This is a genomic window from Streptomyces cavernicola, assembly GCF_029968035.1.
GTDB lineage: Bacteria > Actinomycetota > Actinomycetes > Streptomycetales > Streptomycetaceae > Streptomyces > Streptomyces cavernicola.
In genome coordinates this window covers 25493-50092 of the sequence record NZ_JASCIQ010000028.1, presented here as the reverse complement: position 1 = coordinate 50092, position 24600 = coordinate 25493, and the positions used below count along the sequence as shown (strand labels likewise).

General features: G+C 71.0%; 21 protein-coding genes. 15 read left to right on the top strand and 6 right to left on the bottom strand.

What is annotated here, in order from left to right; all coding sequences use genetic code 11:
- The first annotated feature begins 163 nt into the window (after nucleotides 1-163).
- The 9 genes from QIS96_RS24720 to pssA all read left to right on the top strand — a co-directional run bounded on the left by QIS96_RS24720 (nucleotide 164) and on the right by pssA (nucleotide 11063).
- Nucleotides 164-1948: a 3-hydroxyacyl-CoA dehydrogenase family protein gene (locus QIS96_RS24720; protein ID WP_282544932.1), complete on the top strand. Its 1785-nt coding sequence runs from the start codon at nucleotides 164-166 to the stop codon at nucleotides 1946-1948.
- A 73-nt stretch (nucleotides 1949-2021) separates the two neighbouring features.
- Entirely contained in the window at nucleotides 2022-2858 is an 837-nt protein-coding gene (locus tag QIS96_RS24715; RefSeq protein WP_282544931.1) for a TetR family transcriptional regulator, read from the top strand.
- 439 nt (nucleotides 2859-3297) lie between these two features.
- Nucleotides 3298-4635, top strand: coding sequence for a crotonyl-CoA carboxylase/reductase (gene ccrA / locus QIS96_RS24710; protein ID WP_282544930.1), 1338 nt, complete (start codon nucleotides 3298-3300; stop codon nucleotides 4633-4635).
- 22 nt (nucleotides 4636-4657) lie between these two features.
- On the top strand, nucleotides 4658-6706 hold the full coding sequence (locus tag QIS96_RS24705) for a protein meaA (protein WP_282544929.1): 2049 nt from the start codon (nucleotides 4658-4660) through the stop codon (nucleotides 6704-6706).
- Complete coding sequence (locus QIS96_RS24700) at nucleotides 6703-7665, top strand: HpcH/HpaI aldolase/citrate lyase family protein (protein ID WP_282544928.1); 963 nt, start codon at nucleotides 6703-6705, stop codon at nucleotides 7663-7665. The genes QIS96_RS24705 and QIS96_RS24700 overlap by 4 nt, the downstream gene beginning before the upstream one ends.
- A 5-nt stretch (nucleotides 7666-7670) precedes the next feature.
- The gene (locus tag QIS96_RS24695; RefSeq protein WP_282544927.1) at nucleotides 7671-8183 is read left to right on the top strand and encodes a MaoC family dehydratase; all 513 of its coding nucleotides are present in this window, start codon (nucleotides 7671-7673) and stop codon (nucleotides 8181-8183) included.
- A 2-nt stretch (nucleotides 8184-8185) separates the two neighbouring features.
- Complete coding sequence (locus QIS96_RS24690) at nucleotides 8186-9391, top strand: acyl-CoA dehydrogenase family protein (RefSeq protein WP_282544926.1); 1206 nt, start codon at nucleotides 8186-8188, stop codon at nucleotides 9389-9391.
- A gap of 171 nt (nucleotides 9392-9562) precedes the next feature.
- Nucleotides 9563-10219, top strand: a complete 657-nt coding sequence (locus tag QIS96_RS24685; RefSeq protein ID WP_282544925.1) for a phosphatidylserine decarboxylase — start codon at nucleotides 9563-9565, stop codon at nucleotides 10217-10219.
- 58 nt (nucleotides 10220-10277) lie between these two features.
- Nucleotides 10278-11063 (top strand): CDP-diacylglycerol--serine O-phosphatidyltransferase, encoded by a 786-nt coding sequence (gene pssA, locus QIS96_RS24680; protein ID WP_282544924.1) that lies wholly within the window; start codon nucleotides 10278-10280, stop codon nucleotides 11061-11063.
- A 713-nt stretch (nucleotides 11064-11776) separates the two neighbouring features.
- Here the strand turns inward: pssA and QIS96_RS24675 are convergent.
- On the bottom strand, nucleotides 11777-12952 hold the full coding sequence (locus tag QIS96_RS24675; RefSeq protein ID WP_408907245.1) for a glycerate kinase: 1176 nt from the start codon (nucleotides 12950-12952) through the stop codon (nucleotides 11777-11779).
- Nucleotides 12953-13186: 234 nt separating this feature from the next.
- Here QIS96_RS24675 and QIS96_RS24670 point away from each other — a divergent pair, with 234 nt between their 5' ends.
- The 3 genes from QIS96_RS24670 (at nucleotide 13187) to QIS96_RS24660 (ending at nucleotide 15566) form a co-directional block, all read left to right on the top strand.
- A complete protein-coding gene (locus QIS96_RS24670) occupies nucleotides 13187-14272 on the top strand; it encodes an ADP-ribosylglycohydrolase family protein (protein ID WP_282544922.1) in 1086 nt (361 codons plus the stop codon).
- Nucleotides 14273-14381: 109 nt separating this feature from the next.
- Nucleotides 14382-14810 (top strand): NUDIX domain-containing protein, encoded by a 429-nt coding sequence (locus QIS96_RS24665; RefSeq protein WP_282544979.1) that lies wholly within the window; start codon nucleotides 14382-14384, stop codon nucleotides 14808-14810.
- A gap of 15 nt (nucleotides 14811-14825) precedes the next feature.
- Complete coding sequence (locus tag QIS96_RS24660) at nucleotides 14826-15566, top strand: SIR2 family NAD-dependent protein deacylase (protein WP_282544921.1); 741 nt, start codon at nucleotides 14826-14828, stop codon at nucleotides 15564-15566.
- On the opposite strand, the gene QIS96_RS24655 is transcribed toward QIS96_RS24660, so the two are convergent.
- The 4 genes from QIS96_RS24655 to QIS96_RS24640 all read right to left on the bottom strand — a co-directional run bounded on the left by QIS96_RS24655 (nucleotide 15563) and on the right by QIS96_RS24640 (nucleotide 19887).
- Nucleotides 15563-16297 (bottom strand): hypothetical protein, encoded by a 735-nt coding sequence (locus QIS96_RS24655; protein ID WP_282544920.1) that lies wholly within the window; start codon nucleotides 16295-16297, stop codon nucleotides 15563-15565. The two genes, QIS96_RS24660 and QIS96_RS24655, sit on opposite strands and share 4 nt — an antisense overlap.
- A 54-nt stretch (nucleotides 16298-16351) precedes the next feature.
- A complete protein-coding gene (locus tag QIS96_RS24650; protein WP_282544919.1) occupies nucleotides 16352-16861 on the bottom strand; it encodes a methylated-DNA--[protein]-cysteine S-methyltransferase in 510 nt (169 codons plus the stop codon).
- 10 nt (nucleotides 16862-16871) lie between these two features.
- Complete coding sequence (locus QIS96_RS24645; protein WP_282544918.1) at nucleotides 16872-18350, bottom strand: AlkA N-terminal domain-containing protein; 1479 nt, start codon at nucleotides 18348-18350, stop codon at nucleotides 16872-16874.
- Between the two features lie 97 nt (nucleotides 18351-18447).
- Entirely contained in the window at nucleotides 18448-19887 is a 1440-nt protein-coding gene (locus QIS96_RS24640; protein WP_282544917.1) for an NCS2 family permease, read from the bottom strand.
- A gap of 293 nt (nucleotides 19888-20180) precedes the next feature.
- Between QIS96_RS24640 and QIS96_RS24635 the strand changes: the two genes are divergently transcribed.
- Nucleotides 20181-20855, top strand: a complete 675-nt coding sequence (locus QIS96_RS24635; RefSeq protein ID WP_282544916.1) for a helix-turn-helix domain-containing protein — start codon at nucleotides 20181-20183, stop codon at nucleotides 20853-20855.
- A 72-nt stretch (nucleotides 20856-20927) separates the two neighbouring features.
- On the opposite strand, the gene QIS96_RS24630 is transcribed toward QIS96_RS24635, so the two are convergent.
- Nucleotides 20928-22496 carry an alpha/beta hydrolase gene (locus QIS96_RS24630; protein WP_282544915.1) on the bottom strand — a complete coding sequence of 523 codons (1569 nt, stop codon included), beginning with the start codon at nucleotides 22494-22496 and terminating at the stop codon, nucleotides 20928-20930.
- A 197-nt stretch (nucleotides 22497-22693) separates the two neighbouring features.
- On the opposite strand from QIS96_RS24630, the gene QIS96_RS24625 reads away from it, so the two are divergent.
- Both QIS96_RS24625 and QIS96_RS24620 read left to right on the top strand, forming a co-directional pair.
- Nucleotides 22694-23359 carry a response regulator transcription factor gene (locus QIS96_RS24625; RefSeq protein WP_282544914.1) on the top strand — a complete coding sequence of 222 codons (666 nt, stop codon included), beginning with the start codon at nucleotides 22694-22696 and terminating at the stop codon, nucleotides 23357-23359.
- Nucleotides 23352-24578, top strand: a complete 1227-nt coding sequence (locus tag QIS96_RS24620; RefSeq protein WP_282544913.1) for a sensor histidine kinase — start codon at nucleotides 23352-23354, stop codon at nucleotides 24576-24578. The genes QIS96_RS24625 and QIS96_RS24620 overlap by 8 nt, the downstream gene beginning before the upstream one ends.
- Nucleotides 24579-24600 lie beyond the last annotated feature (22 nt).

Genomic DNA, 24600 nt, shown 5'->3' with positions numbered 1-24600 from the left:
CACCTCACTGGGCCCGCTGCTCGCACGCGGCGGCCCGGAGCATGACACCAACTCCCGCACGCCGCGACGCAGTTCGCAGTCGCCCGTATGCCGATCCCTCTTCCGGCCGGGCCCGCGCGCCGTGCGCCCTCTCAGTCGTCACTCTCACCATCTGGAGTCCGCGATGGACCGTACCCCCTTGCACACCGTCGCCGTCGTCGGCCTCGGCACCATGGGCACCGGGATCGCCGAGGTCCTCGCCCGTGCGGGCCGCGAGGTCATCGGCATCGACATCAGCGAGGTGGCCGCGGCGCAGGCCGTCGGCGCCCTCGAAGCCTCGACCGCACGGGCCGTGCGCCGCGAGCGCCTCACCGAGCAGGAGCGGCAGAGCGCCCTCTCCCGCTTCCGCACCTTCACGGACCTGCAGGCCGCCGCCGAGGCCGACCTGGTCATCGAGGTGGTGCCGGAGTCCTACGAGATCAAGCAGCAGGTCTTCCGGGAGCTCGACGCGATCGTGCGCCCCGACACGATCCTCGCCACCGGCACCAACGCCCTGTCCGTGACCCGCCTCGCGGCCGACTCCACCAACCCGGAGCGCGTCGTCGGCCTGCACTTCTTCAACCCGGCGCCGGCCATGAAGCTGGTCGAGGTGGTCTCGTCGGTGCTGACCGCGCCGCACGCCGTCGACGCGGTCACCGAGCTCGCCGTGGACCTGGGCAAGGAGCCCGTCTCGGTCGGCGACCGCGCCGGTTTCGTCGCGGACGGGCTGCTGTTCGGCTACCTCAACCAGGCGGCCGCGATGTACGAGGCCAAGTACGCGTCCCGCGAGGACATCGACGCGGCGATGAAGCTGGGCTGCGGCCTGCCGATGGGCCCGCTCGCGCTGCTCGACCTGATCGGCGTGGACACCGCGCGGACCGTCCTGGACGCGATGTACGCGGACTCCCGGGACCGCCTGCACGCCCCCGCGCCGATCCTGAAGCAGCTCAGCGAGGCGGGCCTGACCGGCCGCAAGGCGGGGCGCGGCTTCTACACGTACGCGGAGGCGGGCAGCGACGAGGTCGTGCCGGACGCGCTCACCCCGGCCGCCGCGTCGGACGCCGCGCAGGGCCGCGAGGTCCGCTCGGTGGGCGTCGCGGGCTCGGGCACCATGGCGTCCGGCATCGCCGAGGTGTTCGCCAAGGCCGGGTACGAGGTGGTGCTCGCGGCGCGCAGCCAGGAGAAGGCCGACACCGCCAAGTCCCGTATCGGCAAGTCGCTTTCGCGCTCTGTCACCAAGGGCCGGATGACCCAGGAGAAGGCCGACGCGACCCTCGCCCTGATCACCCCGGCGGGCTCCCTCGACGCGTTCGCCGAGGTCGACCTGGCTCTGGAGGCGGTCGCGGAGGACCTGGAGGTCAAGCAGCAGCTGTTCCAGACCCTGGACAAGGTCTGCAAGCCGGGTGCGGTCCTCGCGACCACGACCTCCTCGCTGCCCGTCGTCGCCTGCGCCCGCGCGACCTCGCGCCCGCAGGACGTGATCGGCATGCACTTCTTCAACCCGGCCCCGGCGATGAAGCTGGTCGAGGTGGTCCGCACGGTCCTCACCGGGGACGATGTGCACGCCACAGTCCGCGAGGTGTGCGCGAAGATCCGCAAGCACCCGGTGGACTGCGGCGACCGTGCCGGCTTCATCGTGAACGCGCTCCTGTTCCCGTACCTGAACAACGCGATCAAGATGGTCCAGGAGCACTACGCCTCGCTCGACGACATCGACACCGCGATGAAGCTGGGCGGCGGCTACCCGATGGGCCCGTTCGAGCTTCTGGACGTCGTCGGTCTGGATGTCTCGCTCGCCATCGAGAAGGTGCTGCACCGCGAGTTCCGCGACCCGGGCCTGGCCCCGGCGCCGCTCCTCGAGCACTTGGTCGCCGCGGGGTGCCTCGGCCGCAAGACGGGCCGCGGCTTCCGCGAATATGCCAGGCGCTGAGTCGCACACCGGCTGGGGCGGGCTGCTCGGTGGGCCGGGTGGCCCGCTCCCGGAGGCGCGGCAGGCTGCGGACATGCAGTACGTTCGGTCCATGTCCAAGGCCGCCAAGTCCCCCCGTACGCCCTCCTCCACCGACGCTCCCGAGGCGCCCGCGACGCCTGCGGGCTCCCGTGCCGCCGCCCAGCGGCTGAAAATGCGCCGGGAGCTGGCGACCGCCGCGATGGAGCTGTTCGCGACGAAGGGGTACGAGGCGACCACGGTCGACGAGATCGCGGCCACGGCCGGGGTGGCCCGGCGCACCTTCTTCCGCCACTTCCGCTCCAAGGAAGAGGCGATCTTCCCGGACCACGACGACACCCTGATCCGCGCCGAGGCGGTCCTCAACGCCGCCCCGCCGCACGAGCACCCGCTCGACACGGTGTGCCGTGGCATCAAGGAAGTCATGAAGATGTACGCGGCCTCGCCGACGGTGTCGGTGGAGCGCTATCGCCTGACCCGCGAGGTGCCGACGCTCCGGGAGCGCGAGATCGCCTCGGTGGCCCGGTACGAACGCCTTTTCACCCGCTATCTGCTCGGCCACTTCGACGAGCAAGCGCACCACGACGGCAACGACGACCCGCTGCTCGCCGAGGTCGCGGCCTCGGCCGTGGTCACCGCCCACAATCACGTGCTGCGGCGCTGGCTGCGGGCCGGCGGCCAGGGGGACGTGGAGACGCAGCTGGACCACGCGTTCGCGATCGTGCGGAAGACGTTCGGCTCGGGCATAGGCGCGGGTCGGGAGAGCACCGCTCTTCCGGCCCCAGCGGCGACCGCCTCCGCGCACGGCGAGGTACTGGTCACCGTGGCCCGTACGGACGCTCCGCTCGACGAGGTCATGCGCACCATCGAGACGGCACTGCGGGACCGCTGACCGCACCCCTCACAGCACCGCGACGCGAAGGCGCCGGGCGAACTGATCGATCAGTTCGCCCGGCGCCTTCGTCGTACGCCCGGTGCATACCCCTTCTGACCTGCAATGATCGATCATCGCTCAAATGAAGCGGCTCGCTGACAACTGAGAGAAATCGTTGGCACCGAGTGTCTTGTGCACTGGCACGGCGTGCCATACGTTGAAGTCAGTCCGGGCGGCCGGCGTACAGAGATCCTCCGTACGCCGGCTGTCCCAGCAAGCTCCGCACGGGGCTTCGCGCCCGCCCGGACGCCTGCGTCACAGGCACCTCCCGCGCCCACCAGGCGCTCGCCGAGCACCACCACCTCCGCCGAACCGACGGCACCACTCAGCACCGCTTCACCACCCCGACGTCCCCTCAAAAGCGTTCCCGCAACATGCTTTCGCCGGAGGAACCCCCGTGAAGGAAATCCTGGACGCGATCCAGTCGCAGACCGCCACGTCCGCCGACTTCGCCGCCATGAAGCTGCCCGACTCGTACCGCGCGATCACCGTGCACAAGGACGAGCAGGAGATGTTCGCCGGGCTCGAGAGCCGCGACAAGGACCCCCGCAAGTCGCTCCACCTGGACGACGTGCCGGTGCCCGAGCTCGGCCCCGGCGAGGCCCTGGTCGCCGTGATGGCCAGCTCCGTGAACTACAACTCGGTCTGGACCTCGATCTTCGAGCCGGTCTCGACCTTCGGCTTCCTGGAGCGCTACGGCCGCCTCAGCGAGCTCAGCAAGCGCCACGACCTGCCGTACCACATCATCGGCTCCGACCTCGCGGGCGTCGTCCTGCGCACCGGCCCCGGCGTGAACGCCTGGAACGCCGGTGACGAGGTCGTCGCGCACTGCCTCTCCGTCGAGCTGGAGTCCTCGGACGGCCACAACGACACGATGCTCGACCCCGAGCAGCGCATCTGGGGCTTCGAGACCAACTTCGGCGGCCTCGCCGAGATCGCGCTCGTCAAGTCCAACCAGCTGATGCCGAAGCCGGACCACCTCAGCTGGGAGGAGGCCGCGTCCCCGGGCCTGGTCAACTCCACCGCCTACCGCCAGCTGGTCTCGCAGAACGGCGCCGGCATGAAGCAGGGCGACAACGTCCTGATCTGGGGCGCGAGCGGCGGCCTCGGCTCGTACGCCACCCAGTTCGCCCTGGCCGGCGGCGCCAACCCGATCTGTGTCGTCTCCTCCCCCGAGAAGGCCGACATCTGCCGGGCCATGGGCGCCGAGGCGGTCATCGACCGCAACGCCGAGGGCTACAAGTTCTGGAAGAACGAGCACGAGCAGGACCCGCGCGAGTGGAAGCGCTTCGGCAAGCGCATCCGCGAGCTCACCGGCGGCGAGGACGTCGACATCGTCTTCGAGCACCCGGGCCGCGAGACCTTCGGCGCCTCCGTCTACGTCACCCGCAAGGGCGGCACGATCGTCACCTGCGCGTCGACGTCCGGCTACAACCACGAGTACGACAACCGCTACCTGTGGATGTCCCTGAAGCGCATCGTCGGCTCGCACTTCGCCAACTACCGCGAGGCGTGGGAGGCCAACCGCCTGATCGCCAAGGGCAAGATCCACCCGACGCTCTCCAAGGTCTACTCCCTGGAGGAGACCGGCCAGGCCGCGTACGACGTGCACCGCAACCTCCACCAGGGCAAGGTCGGCGTCCTCGCGCTCGCGCCCGAGGAGGGTCTGGGCGTGCGCGACCAGGAGAAGCGCGCCCAGCACATCGACGCCATCAACCGCTTCCGGAACGTCTGAACTCCCTTAGGAGAAGCTGCAGATGACTGAGCGTCAGAAGGACCGGCCGTGGCTCATGCGGACCTACGCCGGTCACTCCACGGCGGAAGCGTCCAACGAGCTGTACCGGCGCAACCTCGCCAAGGGGCAGACGGGTCTGTCGGTCGCCTTCGACCTGCCGACCCAGACGGGCTACGACCCCGACCACATCCTCGCCCGCGGCGAGGTCGGCCGGGTCGGCGTCCCCGTCTCCCACCTCGGTGACATGCGCCGGCTGTTCCAGGACATCCCCCTGGAGCAGATGAACACCTCGATGACCATCAACGCCACCGCCATGTGGCTTCTGGCGCTCTACCAGGTCGTCGCGGAGGAGCAGGGCGCGGACATCACGCAGCTCCAGGGGACGACGCAGAACGACATCGTCAAGGAGTACCTGTCGCGGGGCACGCACGTGTTCCCGCCGGGGCCTTCGCTGCGGCTCACCACCGACATGATCACGTACACGGTGGCGAACATCCCCAAGTGGAACCCGATCAACATCTGCAGCTACCACCTCCAGGAGGCGGGGGCCACACCGGTCCAGGAGATCGCGTACGCGATGTCCACCGCCATCGCGGTTCTCGATGCCGTACGCGACTCAGGGCAGGTCCCCGAGGAGAAGTTCGGGGACGTCGTGGCCCGTATCTCCTTCTTCGTGAACGCGGGCGTCCGGTTCATCGAAGAGATGTGCAAGATGCGGGCGTTCGGGCGGATCTGGGACCAGATCACGCGCGAGCGGTACGGCATCGAGAACGCGAAGCAGCGCCGTTTCCGCTACGGCGTGCAGGTCAACTCGCTCGGCCTGACCGAGGCCCAGCCGGAGAACAACGTCCAGCGCATCGTCCTGGAGATGCTGGCCGTCACCCTCTCCAAGGACGCCCGCGCCCGCGCCGTCCAACTCCCCGCCTGGAACGAGGCGTTGGGCCTGCCGCGGCCGTGGGACCAGCAGTGGTCGCTCCGCATCCAGCAGGTCCTGGCGCACGAGAGCGACCTCCTGGAGTACGAGGACATCTTCGCGGGCTCGCACGTCATCGAGAAGAAGGTCGACGAGCTGGTCGCGGAGTGCCTCGCCGAGATCGACCGGATCCAGGAGATGGGCGGCGCGATGGCGGCCGTCGAGTCCGGCTACCTCAAGTCGCAGCTGGTCTCCTCGCACGCCGAGCGGCGGGCCAAGATCGAGGCCGGCGAGGACAAGATCGTCGGCGTCAACTGCTACGAGTCGACCGAGCCCAACCCGCTCACCGCCGACCTGGACGCCGCGATCATGACCGTCGACCACGCCGTCGAGGCCAGGGTCGTCCGGGCCATCGGCGACTGGAAGACGACCCGTCAGGAGTCCTCGGACCGGCAGGGCATGGGCGACCCGTTCCACTTCCCGACCACCCAGCAGGCCATCGACCGCCTGAAGGAGGCCGCGGCCGGCACGGAGAACCTGATGGAGGCCACCCTGGAGTGCGCCCGCGCCGGCGTCACGACCGGCGAGTGGGCGGGCGCGCTGCGCGAGGTGTTCGGCGAGTTCCGCGCCCCCACGGGCGTCTCGTCGGCGCCGGTCGCGGTGGCCGCCGAGGAGGGCACGCCCCTCGCCGAGGTGCGCGAGAAGGTCCGCCGCACCGGTGACGAACTGGGCGGCAAGCTCCGCCTGTTGGTCGGCAAGCCGGGCCTCGACGGGCACTCCAACGGCGCCGAACAGATCGCCGTGCGGGCCCGCGACGCCGGGTTCGAGGTGGTCTACCAGGGCATCCGGCTCACCCCGGAGCAGATCGTGTCCGCCGCGCTCGCCGAGGACGTGCACTGCGTCGGCCTGTCGATCCTCTCCGGGTCGCACGCCGAGCTGGTGCCGGACGTACTCGACCGGCTGCGCGAGGCGGGCGCCACCGACATCCCCGTGATCGTCGGCGGCATCATCCCCAACGCCGACGCCGAGGACCTGAAGAGGGCGGGAGTCGCCGCCGTCTTCACCCCGAAGGACTTCGGCATCACGGAGATCATCGGCCGTATCGTCGACGAGATCCGGCTAGCGAACAAGCTCGACCCTCTGGAGGTCCCCGCATGACTCAGGTCAACCGCCTTCGCCCGCGCCGTTCCTGTCTGGCCGTGCCCGGCTCGAACCCCCGCTTCCTGGAGAAGGCCCAGGGCCTGCCGGCCGACCAGGTCTTCCTCGACCTGGAGGACGCCTGCGCCCCGCTGGCCAAGCCGGAGGCCCGGCACACCATCGTGAAGTTCCTCAACGAGGGTGACTGGACGGGCAAGACGCGGGTCGTGCGCGTCAACGACTGGACCACGGAGTGGACTTACCGCGACGTCGTCACCGTCGTCGAGGGCGCGGGCCAGAACCTCGACTGCATCATGCTGCCGAAGGTCCAGGACGCCCAGCAGATCGTGGCGCTCGACCTGCTGCTCACGCAGATCGAGAAGACCATGGGCTTCGAGGTCGGCAAGATCGGCATCGAGGCGCAGATCGAGAACGCCCAGGGCCTGAACAACGTCAACGAGATCGCGCAGGCCTCGCCGCGCACCGAGACGATCATCTTCGGCCCGGCTGACTTCATGGCCTCCATCAACATGAAGTCCCTGGTCGTCGGCGAGCAGCCGCCCGGCTACACGGCCGACGCCTACCACTACATCCTGATGAAGATCCTGATGGCCGCCCGCGCCAACAACCTCCAGGCGATCGACGGCCCCTACCTGCAGATCCGCAACATCGAGGGCTACCGCGAGGTCGCGGGCCGCGCCGCCGCGCTCGGCTTCGACGGCAAGTGGGTCCTGCACCCGGGCCAGGTCGAGGCGTCCAACGAGATCTTCTCGCCGTCCCAGGAGGACTACGACCACGCCGAGTTGATCCTCGACGCGTACGACTACTACACGTCCGAGGCGGGCGGCAAGAAGGGCTCCGCGATGCTCGGCGACGAGATGATCGACGAGGCCAGCCGCAAGATGGCCCTGGTCATCTCCGGCAAGGGCCGCGCCGCCGGCATGACCCGTACGTCCAAGTTCGAAGCCCCGGAGGCCTGAGCACCATGCAGTTCGGACGCACCTACGAGGAGTTCGAGGTCGGGGCGGTCTACAAGCACTGGCCCGGGAAGACGGTCACGGAGTACGACGACCACCTCTTCTGCCTCCTCACCATGAACCACCACCCGCTCCACATGGACACCAACTACGCGGAGCAGACGACCGACTTCGGCAAGAACGTCGTCGTCGGCAACTACATCTACTCGCTGCTCCTCGGCATGTCCGTCCCGGACGTCTCCGGCAAGGCCATCGCCAACCTGGAGATCGAGTCGCTCAAGCACGTGGCGCCGACCTTCCACGGCGACACCATCTACGGCGAGACGACGGTCCTCGACAAGACCCCGTCGAGGTCGAAGAACGACCGCGGCATCGTCTACGTGGAGACCAAGGGCTACAAGCAGGACGGCACCCTGGTCTGCGTCTTCCGCCGCAAGGTCATGGTCCCCACCGAGACGTACATCAAGGAGCGCGGCGGCGAGCAGCCCGGCCGCCCGGAACTGAAGGCGCAGGAGAAGTAACCATGAGCCGACTCGCACAGACCGCAGGTCTCACGGACGTGCAGCAGGAGATCCTGTCCACCGTCCGGGACTTCGTCGACAAGGAGATCATTCCGGTCGCGACGGAGCTGGAGCACCGGGACGAGTACCCGCAGCAGATCGTGGACGGCCTCAAGGAGTTGGGCCTGTTCGGCCTGATGATCCCCGAGGAGTACGGCGGTCTGGGCGAGTCGTTGCTCACGTACGCGCTGTGCGTGGAGGAGATCGCGCGCGGCTGGATGTCCGTGTCCGGGATCATCAACACGCACTTCATCGTGGCGTACATGCTCAAGCAGCACGGCACCCAGGAGCAGAAGGACTACTTCCTGCCGCGAATGGCGGCCGGCGAGACGCGGGGCGCGTTCTCGATGTCGGAGCCGGGTCTCGGCTCGGACGTGTCGGCGATCACGTCGAAGGGTGTGAAGGACGGCGACGAGTACGTTCTGAACGGCCAGAAGATGTGGTTGACGAACGGTGGTTCGTCGACTCTCGTGGCCGTTCTCTGCCGAAGTGACGAAGGCCACCCGGAGGGCACGGCCCCGCACAAGTCGATGACGACCTTCCTCGTCGAGAAGGAGCCCGGATTCGGCGAGGTCCGTCCCGGACTCACCATTCCCGGCAAGATCGACAAAATGGGATACAAGGGGGTGGACACCACCGAACTGGTCATGCAGGACCTGCGAATTCCGGCCAACCGTGTGCTCGGTGGGACCACCGGCCGAGGGTTTTACCAAATGATGGACGGCGTCGAAGTCGGCCGCGTGAATGTCGCTGCCCGTGGCTGCGGAGTCGCGCAGCGTGCATTTGAGTTGGGTGTCTCATACGCCCAACAACGTCACACTTTCGGAAAGCCGATCGCCCAGCACCAGGCGATTCAGTTCAAGCTCGCCGACATGGCCACCAAGGTCGAGGCCGCGCATGCGATGATGGTGAACGCAGCACGCAAAAAGGACTCCGGGGAGCGAAACGACCTCGAAGCAGGGATGGCGAAGTACCTCGCCTCCGAATACTGCAAAGAAGTCGTGGAGGACGCGTTCCGTATCCATGGCGGATACGGCTTCTCCAAGGAGTACGAGATCGAGCGTCTCTACCGGGAGGCCCCGATGCTGCTGATCGGCGAAGGTACCGCCGAGATCCAGAAAATGATCATTGGTCGTCGACTGCTCGAAGAGTATCGATTCCAGGGCTGAAAGTCCTTTTTAGGGTGTTATCTCCGGGAGGAAGATCACACCCCGTCAACACTCTTCAGCGGCCGACTCGGCTTCCTGGCTTGCCCAGTTGCGGCTCGCAACCGATAGCATCCCCGGAAAAGCCGCCGTCCCCCGTCACTTGCGCGGCATCATCCGCTACGAAGGTCATCCATGCCCCACAGCCAAACCTCTGCACCACGCGACAGCCTCCTGGGCGGCCGCATTGCTCGCGGAGCATCGCCGTGGCTCCTGCCGACCGTCGCGACCGCGGCACTCAGCCTGGCCCGTGCGCGACGCTCCGGCGCCGCCAAGGCCGTCGCCGTACCCGCCACCGCGCTCGCGGCGGGCATGCTGTGGTTCTTCCGCGACCCGGAGCGCGAGATCGCCCAGGGCCGGGTCATCTCCCCGGCCGACGGCGTGGTGCAGAGCATCATGCCGTGGAAGGACGGGCGCACCCGCGTCGCGATCTTCATGAGCCCGCTGAACGTCCACGTCAACCGCGCGCCGCTGGCCGGCACGGTGACGTCCGTGGAGCACATCCCCGGCGGGTTCGTCCCGGCGTTCAACAAGGAGAGCGAGAACAACGAGCGCGTTGTCTGGCACTTCGACACCGAGCTCGGCGACATCGAGATGGTGCAGATCGCGGGCGCCGTGGCCCGGCGCATCGTGCCCTACATCCCGCAGGGCACGAAGGTGGAGCAGGGCGAGCGGATCGGCCTGATCCGCTTCGGCTCGCGCGTCGACATCTACCTCCCCGAGGGCGTCGACGTGGATGTCGAGGTCGGTCAGAAGACCGTGGCTGGGGTGACTCGCATTGACCGTGATTGATCCAGAGACACAGGCCGGGTGGGTTCCCGAGGCCGATGAGGACGACTCCGAAGAAGAGATGCCGCTCTCACTGCGGCTCTCGATAGCGGACACCCTCACGCTCGGGAACGCCACCTGCGGCTTCATGGCGGTGTACTTCACCACCACCGGCATCCTGATCCCGCACCTCACCGGCAGCGACGAGTCGGGCATGGCTCGCAACAGCGCCGCCACCGCGGTGATCCTCATGCTGTGCGCGGCGGTCTTCGACCTGTTCGACGGCCTCGTGGCCCGCAAACTGCGGTCCTCGCCGATGGGTGCGGAGCTGGACAACCTCTCCGACCTGATCAGCTTCGGTCTCGCGCCCGCGTACTTCGTGCTCGTGTACGGCATGGTCGCCGACAACACCGTGCACCAGCGGGTCGCGGCGGTGGGCGCGATCGTGGTGCTGTTGGCGGTGGTGCTGCGGCTTGCCCGCTTCTCGTGCGTCACCGTGAAGGACGGCACCTTCCAGGGCATGCCGTCCCCGTTCGGGGCGCTGACGGTCGTGTCGATCGTGCTCCTGGAGCTGCCCTTCGTGGCGACGCTCCTGGCGATCATCGGCACCGCCTGGTTGATGGTGAGCCGGGTCGAGTACCCGAAGCCGCGTGGGCGTCTCGCCGTGGCGATGCTGTCGTGGATCGTCGCGAGCATGGGGCTGCTCGCGGCCTGGGCGTTCGACGCTCCCGGCGGTCAGCTGCTGCTGCAGACGGGGTGTGCGCTGCAGCTGGTGCTCGGAGCGGTGATTCCGTTGTTCGCGACGGCTCGTCGCGTGAACAACTTCCGCGACAACCGGCGCGAGGCGCGCGCGGCGCAGCTGCCGTAGCTTTTCGCCCTCGCGGCGCGCGAAGGGGCCGGAACCTGTAAGGGTTCCGGCCCCTTCTGCTGTTCCGCTACGGGGGCTGCGGCCCCGGGGCCCTGCCCTGCTACGGGGGGGCTGTTGCCCCCGTCCCTCCTCCCTGCCCGGGGCTGCCGCCCCCTGGAGCGCGTTCTCGGGGCTCCGCCCCGTACCCCGGCCGGTTACTCGACTGCAGCGCCATCGTGGCCGATCGCGCAGTTCCCCGCGCCCCTGAGCAAAGGCTCCGCCCCAGAACCCGGCCGGTTACTCGACTGCAGCGCCGCCGTGGCCAGTCGCGCAGTTCCCCGCGCCCCTATCGGGGGCCCTCGCAGCCGCGGTCCCGCCACAAGTCCGGCCTCTCTGGCCCCTGAGGGGCGGGGGCAGATCCAGCCGCGCTACCCCGCCGCCCCCTCCCGCGTTTGAGGGACGGGGCAGATCCAGCCCCTCCGGTTATTGGGGGCCGGGCAAATCCAGCACCCCCCTTGGGGGGGCGGGGACCTTCAGCCCCTCCCCTCCCCCTCCCCTCCCCGCTGAGGAGCAGGGGCAATTCAGCCCCTCCGGCGTTTGAGGAGCGGGGGTCGGGGGCTGGCCCCCGCAGCGGGGGCCAGGGGCGGCAGCCCCAGGGAGTGGGGGTCCGGGGGGCGCAGCCCCCGGGGGTCCGCAGGATTTCGGGAAGGGGCGGGGAGGGGAAGAGGGAGGGCTCAGACGGTCAGGTGGTCTCGGGCGATGAGTTCGCCGACCTGTTCCAGGATGGGCCCCGCCTCGGCCATGCAGCGGGCGACGTCCGACTCCACGAGGCTCAGCGGGTACGCCCGCGAGATGCCCGCGCCGGCCAGCGCCTCCTCGGTCAGCTTGAGGCGGCCGCAGACCGCCACGACCTCCACGCCCGCCGCCCGCGCCGCCGCCGCGACCCCCGCCGGGGCCTTGCCGTGCAGGGTCTGCTCGTCGAGGGACCCCTCACCGGTGATGACCAGGTCGGCCCGGTCCAGGGCCGGGGCGAAGCCCAGGACGTCCAGCATCACGTCGATGCCCGCCCGGAACCGCGCGCCGAGGGCGACCAGGGCCCCGTACCCGATGCCGCCCGCCGCACCCGCGCCCGGCGCCTTCGCGTGCTCCGCGGCCCTCGGGCCGACGGCCTTCTCCAGGACGACGGCGAAGTGCGCGAGGGCCGCGTCGAGCGTGGCCACGTCCTCGGGCGTCGCGCCCTTCTGCGGGCCGTACACCGCCGGGGCGCCCTTCGGGCCCGTCAGCGGGTTGTCGACGTCGCTCGCGAGGATCAGGTCGACCTCGGCGAAGCGCCGGTCGAGGCCGGAGAGGTCGGCCGACGCCAGGTCGCGCAGCGGGCCGCCGCCGGGGCCGACGGGCTCGCCGTCCGCGTCGAGGAACTTCGCGCCGAGCGCGGCCAGCATCCCGGCCCCGCCGTCCGTCGTCGCGGAGCCGCCGACGCCGAAGACGATGGTGCGCGCCCCCGCGTCGAGGGCCGCGCTGAGCAGCTCGCCGGAGCCGTACGTGGTGGCCGTGAGCGGGGCGAAGACGCCCTCGGGGAGCAGCTGGAGGCCGGAGGCCTCGGCCATCTCCACGACGGCGGTGTCGCCACGCAGCGCGTACGCCGCGGTGACCTCGGCGCCGAGCGGGCCCGTCACCGTCACCTCGCGGCGCTCGAATCCGCCCGCGACGGCCGCCGCCACCGTGCCGTCGCCGCCGTCGGCGACCGGCAGGGCCTCGACCCGCACCTCGGGGTCGACCCGGCGCAGGCCCGCCGTCACTCGCTGCGCGACCTGCACGGCCGTCAGCGAGCCCTTGAACTTGTCCGCGGCAATCAGCACGCGTCGCGCCTGCGCGCGTTCCGACTCCGCCGTCACTGCAGCGTCCGCCACCTTGGATCCCCTTGCTTTCCGGGCCTTGCTCGCGTCAAGGCAGTCGCGCCGCTGAGACCCTATCCCCAGGTGGGGGTCCCTGCCCATGGCTGCCCGTACGACGAGACAGCGCATCGCCCCGGTTTGGGGAGGAATAAGTGCTGATAGTGGGGTGCTGCGGGGGCGGAAATGATCGATCAGCGTGGGGGTGGTTCTGGCCGCGCGGTATCGCACGAGGTTCGGTAGACCGGATGCATGACCCCTGTCGTGGACGCGGTTGTCGTGGACGCGGACGTCGCCGACCGGATCCACGGCGGCTGGCTCGGCCGGATCGCGGGCAACATGCTCGGCAAGCCGGTCGAGCAGGGCGAGGTGTGGACGCGGGCGCGCATCGACCGCTATCTGCGGCGGGCCGGCGCCCTGCCGCTCACCGACTATCTGCCCGAGCCCGCCGACGCCGCCGACGAGGCCGACCTGCGGCCCGAGTGGCGCGACTGCGTGCGCGGCCGGATCGACGGCAGCTGCCGGGACGACGACGTGGACTACACGATCCTCGGCCTCGACCTGCTCACCGCGCACGGCTTCGGCTTCACGACCGAGCAGGTGGGGCAGTTGTGGCTGCTGCGGCTGCCGTATCTGCAGACGTTCACCGCGGAGCGGGTCGCGTACCGGAATCTCGCGGACGGGCTGCGGCCGCCGCTGACCGCGACGCGCGACAACCCCTACCAGGAGTGGATCGGGGCGCTGATCCGCGCGGACGTCTTCGGTCTGACGAGCCCGGGGCGGCCGCGCCGGGCCGCCGCGCTCGCCCGCAGGGACGCGGTGCTCTCGCACACCGGGAACGGGGTGTACGGGGCGATGTGGGCGGCGGCGCTCGTGGCGGCCGCGTTCACGGCGCCGGACCCGCGTGCGGCGATCGAGGCGGCGCAGGCGGTGATCCCGGCGAGCAGCCGCCTCGCGCGTACGGTGCGCCGGGTCCTGTCGCTGCACACAGCGGGCCTGCCGTGGTCGGACACCCTGGACGTGGTCGGGCAGGAGACGGCGCAGTTCGGCTGGATCCACACGGTGCCGAACGCGGCGGTGATCACGGCCGGACTCCTGTACGGCGACGGCGACTTCAGCCGCACCGTCGCCCTGACCGTGCGCGGCGGCCTCGACACGGACTCCAACGGCGCCACGGCGGGCGCGGTCGCGGGCGTGCGCTGCGGGGCGGCCGCGCTGCCGCCGCAGTGGGCGGAGCCGCTCGCGGACCGGGTGCGCAGCGCGGTGTTCGGCCGGGACGGGGCGCGCATCAGCGAACTGGCCGCGGAGACCGTGGAGTTGGCGCGCGCGGCGGAGTGATCGCGGGCGGGTGCGAGGGCCCGCTGCGGCTGCGCATAAGCTCGGCTGTGTGACTGCCGACTTCGCCACGTACATCGCGGGCCTGCCCAAGATCCTCGCCGGTGCCGCCATGCTGTTCCGGGACGCCGAGGGGCGGGTGCTGCTCCTGGAGCCGAACTACCGCGAGGGCTGGGCCCTGCCGGGCGGCACGATCGAGTCGGACGACGGCGAGACCCCGCGCGACGCGGCCCGCCGCGAGACGGTCGAGGAGATCGGCCTGGACGTCTCCCCCGGCGCGCTGCTCGCCATCGACTGGGTCTCGGGCCCCGGCCGCCCGCCGATCGCCTCGTACCTCTACGACGGCGGGGTGCTCGCGCCGGAGCAGCTGGACGCGATCGTGCTGCAGCAGGAGGAGCTGGACTCCTGGCGTCTGGTCCCGGCTGCGGAGCTCGACGCGTACGGGCCGCCGTGGCTGACCCTGCGCGTACGGGCCGCGCTCGCCGCGCTGGAGTCCGGCGCGGGGCCCGTGGAGCTGGTGGACGGGCTTCCGGCGGCCTGAGCGTACGCTCGGCGTATGAGCCAGCTGCCTCTCGTCGCCGTACTGAGCGGGGCCGGGATCTCCACCGACTCCGGCATCCCCGACTACCGCGGCCCGCAAGGGCTTTGGCGGCGCGACCCGGAGGCGCAGAAGCTCGTCGAGTACGAGGCGTACGTGTCGGATCCGGAGATCCGGCGGCGGTCCTGGCAGATGCGGCGGGCGAACCGCACGCTGCAGGCCGAGCCGAACGCGGCGCACCGGGCGATCACCGACCTGGAGCGGGCGGGCGTTCCGGTGCGGGTGATCACACAGAACGTGGACGGGCTGCACCAGCTGGCCGGGATGCCCGAGCGCAAGGTGCTCGAACTGCACGGCAGCGCGCGCTCGGTGGTGTGCGTCGACTGCGGGGTGCGCTCGTCGATGGCGGACGCGCTCGCGCGGGTGGAGGTCGGGGAGGTGGATCCGGCCTGCCTGGTGTGCGGCGGGATCCTGAAGTCGGCGACCGTGATGTTCGGCGAGCGGCTCGACCCGGAGGTGCTCGGCGCCGCGATGACCGTCGCGAAGGGCTGCGACCTGTTCCTCGCGGTCGGCACGAGCCTGCAGGTGCAGCCGGCAGCGTCCCTGGTGGGGCTGGCGGTGGAGCACGGGGCGCGGCTGATCATCGTCAACGCGGAGGCGACGCCGTACGACGAGCTGGCCGCGGAGGTTGTCCGCGAGCCGATCGGGACGGCGTTGCCGGCGTTGTTGGGGCGGGTGGCGGCGGCCCAGGCTGGCTAGTTCTTCGCCCCGTCCAGGGTTTCGCCCGGTATCCCGTCCTCGGGCGTCTTCCCCCTGTCCCAGGGTTCGCCCAGCAGCCCGTCCCAGCTCTTGAGGAGGAGGACGAGGCCGCCCGTGACCCGGGGGTCCCAGCGCTCGTCGGTCACGGCGAGTGTCGTGTTGTCGGCCCAGTCGAGGACGGCCCGGCCGTCGAGGCACCACTTCGTGCGGCGCGGAGTGCGGGCAAGGTCACCGCCGACGACGATGGCGGGCAGGAAGAGGGCAGTCTGGATCGGCAGGATCAGCCACCACACCAGCCACCAGAACGGGCTCCCCTTGCGCCCGACGGCCGACAGACCGCCCGCTTGCTGCACGGTCCAGCGGGTCCTCACCCCGCCCGTGAAGGCGCGCTTCCGCGTGACGACCGCCAGGGACTCCCCTGCGGCACCGAGGATTTCGTACGTCGGCGCCTCGCCCTCGGGCGCGGGCCTGGTGACGACGCGGGCAAGGAGCTGCTGCCGGTGAGGGTCTACCCAGAGGACGAAGGTCCGTATGCCTTCCTTGCGGAACTTGCGGTATTCCTCGACTCCGCCGGGCGGAAGCACCCGCTCCGGAAAGGCGTAGGGCTGGCCCATCATGCCGTACACGGGGGCCCCGTCTTGCACCGAGAGCTTGCGCCTCACTGCCCCCTCGTCAGAATCAGCCGCCGTCTCGTCCTTGCTTCGCAGGCTCAGCCGTACCGTCGTCGTCATCATCCGCTCTTTCACGCCTAGTTGGGCCGTTCCCCCGCGGACCCTACCCGGCGTTCAGAACAGCGCCTGATCCGCCTGTGGGCCGCCCCTCTCCAGGTCAAGAAGGCGCCGCTTGCAGTCGATGCCGCCTCCGTACCCCGTGAGGCTGCCGTTCGCGCCGACGACCCGGTGGCAGGGGACGACGATGCCGACCGGGTTCTTGCCGTTGGCGAGGCCCACCGCACGGGAGGCGTTCGGCTTGCCGAGTTCCGCGGCGAGTTCGCCGTACGTACGGGTCTCGCCGTACGGGATGGTCAACAGGCCCTCCCAGACGTGGCGTTGGAAGGGTGTGCCGGTCAGCCGGAGCGGCAGGTCGAAGGTGTGCCGCTCGCCCGCGAAGTACTCCGTGAGCTGGCGGGCCGTCTCGGCGAAGGGCTCCTCGTCGGGCGGGACGCGCGGGCCGAAGGTCTCCTCGGGCGGGCGGTGGCGCTGGTCCGTCATGTAGAGGCCGGACAGCGCGCCGTCGGCGGCGACGAGGGTGAGGGGGCCGTACGGGCTGTCGATGCGGGTGTGCGTGGTCGTCATGTCAACGTCCTTATTCCGGGAGGTAGTTGATGGGGTGGTCGTCCGTCGCCCACAGGTACTGGACCGCGTACGCCCGCCAGGGGCGCCAGGCCGCGGCGCGGGCGGTGAACGCGGCCGGGGTCGAGGGCAGGCCGAGGCCCTGGGCGGCGCGGCGGACGCCGAGGTCGGTGGGGAGGAACGCGTCCGGGTCGCCGAGCGCGCGCATCGCGATGACCTCGACCGTCCAGGGGCCGAAGCCGGGCAGCGCGGTGAGCCGGGCGCGGGCCTCGCCCCAGTCGCTGTCGACACCCAACTTCAATGTGCCGTCGGCCAGTTGGCGTACGAGTCCGGTGAGAGTGGTGCGGCGGCTGCGGGGCAGTGCGAGGGATTCGGGGTCGAGGGCGGCGAGGGCTTCGGGGGTCGGGAAGAGGTGGGTGAGGCCGCCCTCGGGGTCGTCGACCGGCTCGCCGTGGGCGCGGACGAGGCGGGCCGCGTGGGTGCGGGCGGCGGCCGTGGACACCTGCTGGCCGAGCACCGCGCGTACCGCGAACTCGGGTTCGTCGACGGTGCGCGGGACGCGGCGGCCAGGGGCCTTCTCGACGAGCGGGGCGAGGAGTTCGTCGGTGCGGAGCTGCTCGTCGACGGCGACCGGGTCGGCGTCCAGGTCGAGCAGGCGGCGGCAGCGGCTGATGGCCACGGTGAGGTCGCGCTGGTCGGTGAGGGCGAGCCGGCAGGCGACGTGGTCGGGGGCGGGGGTGAGGGCGACGACGCCGGAGCCGTGCGGCAGGCGCAGGGTGCGGCGGTACGCGCCGTCGCGCCACTCCTCCACGCCGGGTACGGCGGTCGCGGCGAGGTGGCCGAAGAGGTTGCTCGGGTTGAGCGGGGCCCGGAAGGGGAGCCGCAGGGAGAGGATTCCGGAGGTGCCGGGTGCGGTGCGGCTTCGCAATCCGGCGGCGCGGGTGCGGAGTTCGCCGGGGGCGAGAGCGTACACGTCGCGGACGGTGTCGTTGAAGGTGCGGATCGAGGCGAAGCCGGCGGCGAACGCGATCTCCGCCATGGACAGTTGAGTGGTCTCGATCAGGATGCGGGCGGTCTGGGCGCGCTGCGCGCGGGCCAGGGCGAGCGGTCCCGCGCCGAGTTCGGCGAGGAGTTGGCGCTCCACCTGCCGGGTACTGTAGCCGAGGCGGGTCGCGAGGCCGGTGACACCCTCGCGGTCGACGACGCCGTCGGCGACGAGCCGCATGGCGCGGGCGACGAGGTCGGCCCGGTGGTTCCAGGCGGGCGAGCCGGGCGTGGTGTCGGGCCGGCAGCGCTTGCAGGCCCGGTAGCCGGCCTGCTGGCAGGCGGCGGCGCTCGGGTAGAAGCGCATGTTCCGGGGTTTGGGCGGGACGACGGGGCAGCTCGGGCGGCAGTAGATCCCGGTCGTCAGGACGGCCGTGAAGAACACTCCGTCGAAGCGCGCGTCCTTCGCCCGGACCGCGCGGACACAGCTCTCGGTGTCGGTGTGCATGCGTACAGCCTCACCGAAGGAGGCCGCCGGGGCTGGCGAGAATCCGACATCGACATCGGACTGCCAGGGCCCCGACGGCCTCCAGAGACTGCCGGTGTTACTTCAGGCCGAGCAGCTGCTCCAGCGGGTCGATCGCGAAGTACACGGTGAACAGGGCGGCGGTGCCCCACAGCAGCCAGTGCACCTCGCGGGCCTTGCCGAGGCAGGCCTTGATGATCACGTACGAGACGAAGCCGGCGCCGATGCCGTTGGTGATGGAGTACGTCATCGGCATCACGGCGATGGTGAGGAAGGCCGGGATGGCGAGCTCGTAGCGCTCCCAGTCGATGTGCTTGACCTGGGTCATCATCAGGAAGCCGACGGCGACGAGGGCCGGGGACGCGGCCTGCAGCGGCACGATCGTCAGGACCGGCGTGAGGAAGAGCGCGGCGGCGAACAGGCCGCCGGTGACGACGCTGGCGAAGCCGGTGCGCGCGCCTTCGCCGACGCCCGCGGCGGACTCGACGTACGTGGTCGCCGAGGAGGCGGAGGCCGCACCGCCGGCGACGGCGGCGGCGCCGTCGATGAGCAGGACGCGGCCGAGGTCGGGCACCTGGCCGCGCTCGTCGAGGAGGCCGGCCTCGGCGGTGACGCCGACGATCGTGCCCATCGTGTCGAAGAAGTCCGACAGGATCAGGGTGAAGATCAGCAGGACCACGGTGAGGATGCTGACCTGGCCGAAGGCTCCGGCGACGTCGAACTGGCCGAGCAGCCCGAAGTCCGGGGCCGCGACCGCGTTGTCGGGCAGCGAAGGGGAGATCAGGCCCCAGGACTTCACGTCGGCGACCGAGTTGATAATCACCGAGAGGACCGTCATCGCGGCGATGCTGATGAGGATGGCGCCGGTGACCTTGCGGGCGAGCAGCACGACGGTCAGGAGCACGCCGAGGCAGAACACCAGCATCGGCCAGCCGACGAGGGTGCCGGAGCCGAGCTGGACCGGGACGGTGCTGTTGGCGGCGTCCGGGACGCGGGTCACGAAGCCGGAGTCGACGAAGCCGATGAAGGCGATGAACAGGCCGATGCCGACGCTGATGGCCTGCTTGAGGGCCTGCGGGATGGCGTGCATGACGGCCTGGCGCAGGCCGGTCATCACCAGGATGCAGATCAGGACGCCTTCGAGGACGACGAGGCCCATCGCGTCGTCCCAGCTCATCAGCGGGGCGATCTGGAAGGCGACGACGGCGTTGAGGCCGAGGCCCGCAGCGAGGGCGAGCGGGAGGTTGCCGCCGACACCCATGATGATCGTCATCACCGCGGCCACGAGCGTGGTGGCAGTGGCCAGTTGGGCGGGGTCGAGCTGGTCGCCGAACTTGTCCTTGGCGCTGCCGAGGATGATCGGGTTGAGCACCAGGATGTAGGCCATGGTGAAGAACGTGGCGACACCGCCGCGCACCTCCCGGGCGTACGTCGAGCCGCGCTCGCTTATTCGGAAGAACCGGTCGAGGGGGCCACCGGATCTGACGGGCGGCGCTGCCTGCCCCTTGCTGGTCTGCATGACTGCTTCTCCTGGCCCTGCACGTGCTGGGGCGTCTTTGGGGGTTTGTCGGGTGCCACGGCAGGCGCATGTCAGGCCGTCGTACGAACGCACATGCGGCACCTCGGGGCTGGATCATACGCGGCGTGCCGCAGTTCTCAATTCCGTTGAGATATGGCGGGACTTGAGGCAGGCGTCCGACTAGTGATCACCATGTTGTTTCCTACAAAATCGTTGTGGATCTACTCCACCAAAAGCGGACGCAGGCGACAGCTCCCCTGCGGTCGCCGTCCGTGAGTGCCTACTCTCTGTCCGTGCATCCACCGATCCCCTTCAACGCGCGTGCCGCCCGGACCTTGCGCGAGAAACTCGGGATGGCCCCCGGACACGTCGCGTACGGCATGAGCGCTTCGTACGGAATGACCCACATCACCCCCGACCACATCACCGCGTGGGAACGGGGCGTCGCCGCTCCCACCGCGCATGAGCTCAACGCGCTCGCGGGCGCGCTGTGGTGCGCTCCCGGCGAGCTCATGGGCCGACCGCGTACGCTGCACGAACACCGCCTCGCCCGCGGCATCGCCGCGGACGACATCGCCGACGCCACCGGCCTCTCGCGTGAGGCCTACCAGCAGATGGAGGCCAGCGGCGTCTGGAACGGCGACGCGCAGCAGTCCGCCAAGCTCGGCAGCATCCTCGGCCTGGCCCCACGGGACCTGGTCGCCGTCACGGGCCTGGAGGAGGAGCTCGCGCGGCTGCTCACCGAGGCGGTGTCCACCCGCTGGCAGGCCCACATCAAGGACATCGCCAAGCTCCTCTCCAGGGACAAGAAGGAGCTGAAGGAGACGCTGCGCGGCATGCACGACGAGTACCAGACGCTGATGGCCGCGACCCTGATGCGGGCCAGCGCCAACTCGGCCGCGGGCGAGGCGGGACAGCTCTACCTCGACAACATCGTGGACCACTTCTGGCAGGGCCTGGAGAGGTAGCCCGCGACCGGCGGGGCGGCTCTTGCTCTCTTACGCGCAGGTCGTGCCTTACGCGCAGGTCTTGTCCGTCGGCTACGCGCAGGTCGTGCCGTCGGCCGGGACCTCGCTGTCCAGGAGGTAGGCGTCGACGGTCCGCTGCAGGCAGGGGTTGCCGCTGTTGTAGCCGCCGTGGCCCTCGCCCTTCAGCGTGACGTTGACGCCGACGCCCTCGCCGAGCGCCGCGGCCATCTTGCGGGCGCCCTCGTACGGGGTGGCCGGGTCGCCCGTGGTGCCCGCGACCAGGATCGGGGCGGCGCCCTTCGCGGAGACCTCGGGGCCGTCCGTCTCGCCCTCCACGGGCCAGTCGCTGCAGCCGGTCAGGCCCCAGGCCAGGTACGCGCCGAAGACCGGGGACGCCTCGCGGAACTCGGGCAGGTGCGCGCGGGCGTCCTTCTCGGTGTAACGCTGCCTGTCGTCCACGCAGTTGATGGCCCGGTTGGAGTCGTTCATGGTGCTGTAGCGGCCCTTGTCGTCGCGGCCGAGGTAACTGTCGTTCAGGGCGAGCAGCGTGTCGCCGGCGCCCATGCCCATCGCCTCCGTCAGGGCGACCTGCAGCAGCGGCCACTGCTCCTTGCTGTAGAGGGCGGCGACCACTCCGGTGAGGGCCTGGCTCTCGGTGAGTGCGCGGCCGCTCTTCGTCGGCAGCGGCTCGGCGTCCAGTTTCTTCAGGAGCGCGGCGATCCGCGCGCTGCCCTCCGCTCCGCCCTTGCCGGTCGGGCAGGCGGGCAGGCCCTGCGCCTTCGCGGTCCTCGTGCAGTCCTTCATGAAGTTCTCCAGGGCCAGTTGGAAGCCCTTCGTCTGGGCGAGCGCGCCCTCAACGGGGTCCTCGGTGGGGTCGACCACCGCGTCGAGCACCGCGCGCCCGACCTTCTTCGGGAACAAGTGGGCGTAGACACCGCCGAGTTCGGTGCCGTACGAGATGCCGAAGTAGTGCAGCTTGTCGTCGCCGAGGACCTCGCGCATCAGGTCCATGTCGCGGGCCGCGCTGACCGTGTCGACGTGCGGGAGCACCTTGCCGGAGTTCTTCTCGCACGCCGCCGTGTACGCCTTGCTCTCCGCGCGCATCTTCCTGACCTCGGCGGCGTCGTCCGGGGTGGCGTCGGCGGCGCTCATGGCGTCCACGCCCTCGGCGTCCAGACACCGCACGCCGGAGCTGGCGCCGACGCCGCGCGGGTCGAAACTGACCAGGTCGTAGCGGGAGTTGAGCTTCGCGTAGTCCTTGGCGAGGCCCGGCAGGGTGGTGACGCCGGAGCCGCCGGGGCCGCCGAAGTTGTAGACGAGGGAGCCTATGCGGCGCTTCTCGTCCGTGGCCTTCTTGCGGATCAGGGCGATGTCGAGGGTGCCCTCGTCGGGGGCGGCGTAGTCGCGCGGCGCCTTGAGCGTGGCGCACTGCCAGGCGTCGCCCGGCGCGGGGCCGCCGCCCTGGGCGGTGCTCGGGGCGGGGCAGGAACGCCAGTCGAGCCGCTGACCGGTGAGCGCGGCGGGGACGGCGTCCGCCGCCGCTGCTTCCGTGGAGTCGCCGCCCTGGCAGGCGGCGGTCGAGGCGACGAGCACTGCCGTGGTCAGGGCGAGGGCGCTGAGGCGTGCGGAGTTCTTGGGCATGGGGCTCTGGTCCGTCCGGAGGGGGTGGATGGGGCTGCGCATCCAGGCTCACAGCCGCGTCCGCCGCGGGAATCAGCCTCTGGGCGGGAGTGGGGGTCCGACCGGGGGTGGAGGGGGGCGATCAAAAGTTCGCGGGGCGGGACGGGGAGCAAAGGAGGAGCCCAGCCCCCGCCGACCGTGCCGTTAGGGTGACCCCCGTGATCCGCGTACTGCTTGCCGACGACGAGGACCTGGTCAGGACGGCGCTGCGGCTCGTCCTCGACAGCCATGAGGACATCGCCGTCGTGGCGGAGGTACGAGACGGCGCCGCCGCCGTGGCCGCCGTGCGCACGCACCGACCCGACGTCGTCCTCATGGACATCCAGATGCCGGGCACGGACGGCCTGACCGCGACCCGCGAGATCACCGCCCTGCCCGACCCCCCGGCCGTGCTGCTCCTGACGATGTTCGGCCTCGACGCCCACGTCGAGGCCGCCGTGGCCGCGCACGCCTCCGGCTTCCTACTCAAGGACGCGGAGCACGAGGAGCTCGCCGCCGCCGTACGCGCCGTACACCGCGGCGAAGCCGTCCTCGCCCCCGCCGTCACCCGCCGGGTCCTCGACCTCGCGCACTCCGCCGTGCCGCCGGTGGACACGGCCCGCGACACCGGGGCGCAGCGCATCGCCGGGCTCGACGAGGAGGAGCTGGCCGTGCTCACCCTGGTCGGCGGCGGGCACTCCAACGCGGCCATCGGCAGCAGCCTCTCGCTCAGCGAGGGCGCGGTGAAGCGCCGGGTGAGCCGGCTCCTCGCCAAGCTCGGCTGCGACAACCGCGTCCAGCTGGCCATCGCCGCCATCGACGCGGGCCTGGTCCCCCGTGGCTGAGCTTCCGCCGGGCCGGACGGCCCGCACGTCGACCGGCCCGCTGTGGTGGCCGAGCCGTCGCGCCGCCGTCCTCGACGTGCTGCTCGCCCTGTGCTCGGCGGCGCTCGTCCTGCTCGACCTGCGCGGCGTCTTCCCTGGCCTGCCGGTGCCGCTGCGCGCCCTGCAGCTCCTCGTGGTCACGGCCGGGGCGGGGCTTCTCCTCGTCCGCCGCACCCGGCCCGCGCTGCTCACGGTCGGCGCGCTCGTGGTGCTCCTGCTCGGCAGCGACTGGCTGATCCCGTTCGCCCTGTACGCGCTCGGCCGGTACGAGGGCATCGGGCGGCGGTCCGCGTGGCTGACCGGCGTCGCGTACGCGGTGACCGCGCTGAGCTCCGTACTCCCCGGCGAGCAGCTCGGTGGCTCGACGGACTGGTGGCTGGAGGCGGCCGTGGCGCTCGCGCTCGTCGCGGTGCCGCTGCTGCTCGGCGCGTATCTGCGGACCCGGCACCGCCTGGTGGCGCAGCTGCGCGAGCGCGCCGAGCAGCTGGAGCGCGAGCGGCATCTGCTCGCCGCGCAGGCCCTCGCGGAGGAACGCGCGCGCATGGCGCGGGAGATGCACGACGTGGTGGCCCACCAGATCGGCCTGGTCGTGGTCTACAGCAATGTGCTGCAGACGGCGGCCGACGACGATCCGGCGCAGCTGCGCGAGATCGGGCAGCGCATGGGCGACAGCGGCCGCAAGGCGCTTGCCGAGCTGCGCGAGGTGATCAGCGTGCTGCGCGCCGCCGGCACGGACCCGGCCCCCGGCGGGGCGGCCGCGCACGGCGGGCTGCCCGCGCTGCGCGCCCTCGTACAGGAGTCGCGGGACGTGGGCCTGCCCGTCGGGCTGCGGATGGACGGCGCGGAGCGGCCGCTGCCCGCGCCGGTCGCACACACCGTGTTCCGGCTGGTCCAGGAGGCGCTCAGCAACGCCCGCAAGCACGCGCGCGGAGCGGCGACGGAGGTGTGCGTGGCGTACGGCACGGCCGAAGTGGCCGTCGTCGTACGGAACGCCGCGCCAGCATCCGGCGGCGCCACGGCTTTCGAGGCGCTGCCCGGCAGCGGCCACGGGCTCGTCGGGATGCGCGAGCGGGTGGCCGAGTGCGGCGGCGCGTTCACGGCGGGCGCGACGGCGGACGGCGGCTACGAGGTGCGCGCGGCGCTGCCGTACGCGGAGGGCCCCGAGCGGCCGCGACTTTAGTTCGCCGGGGTCCGACCCGAGG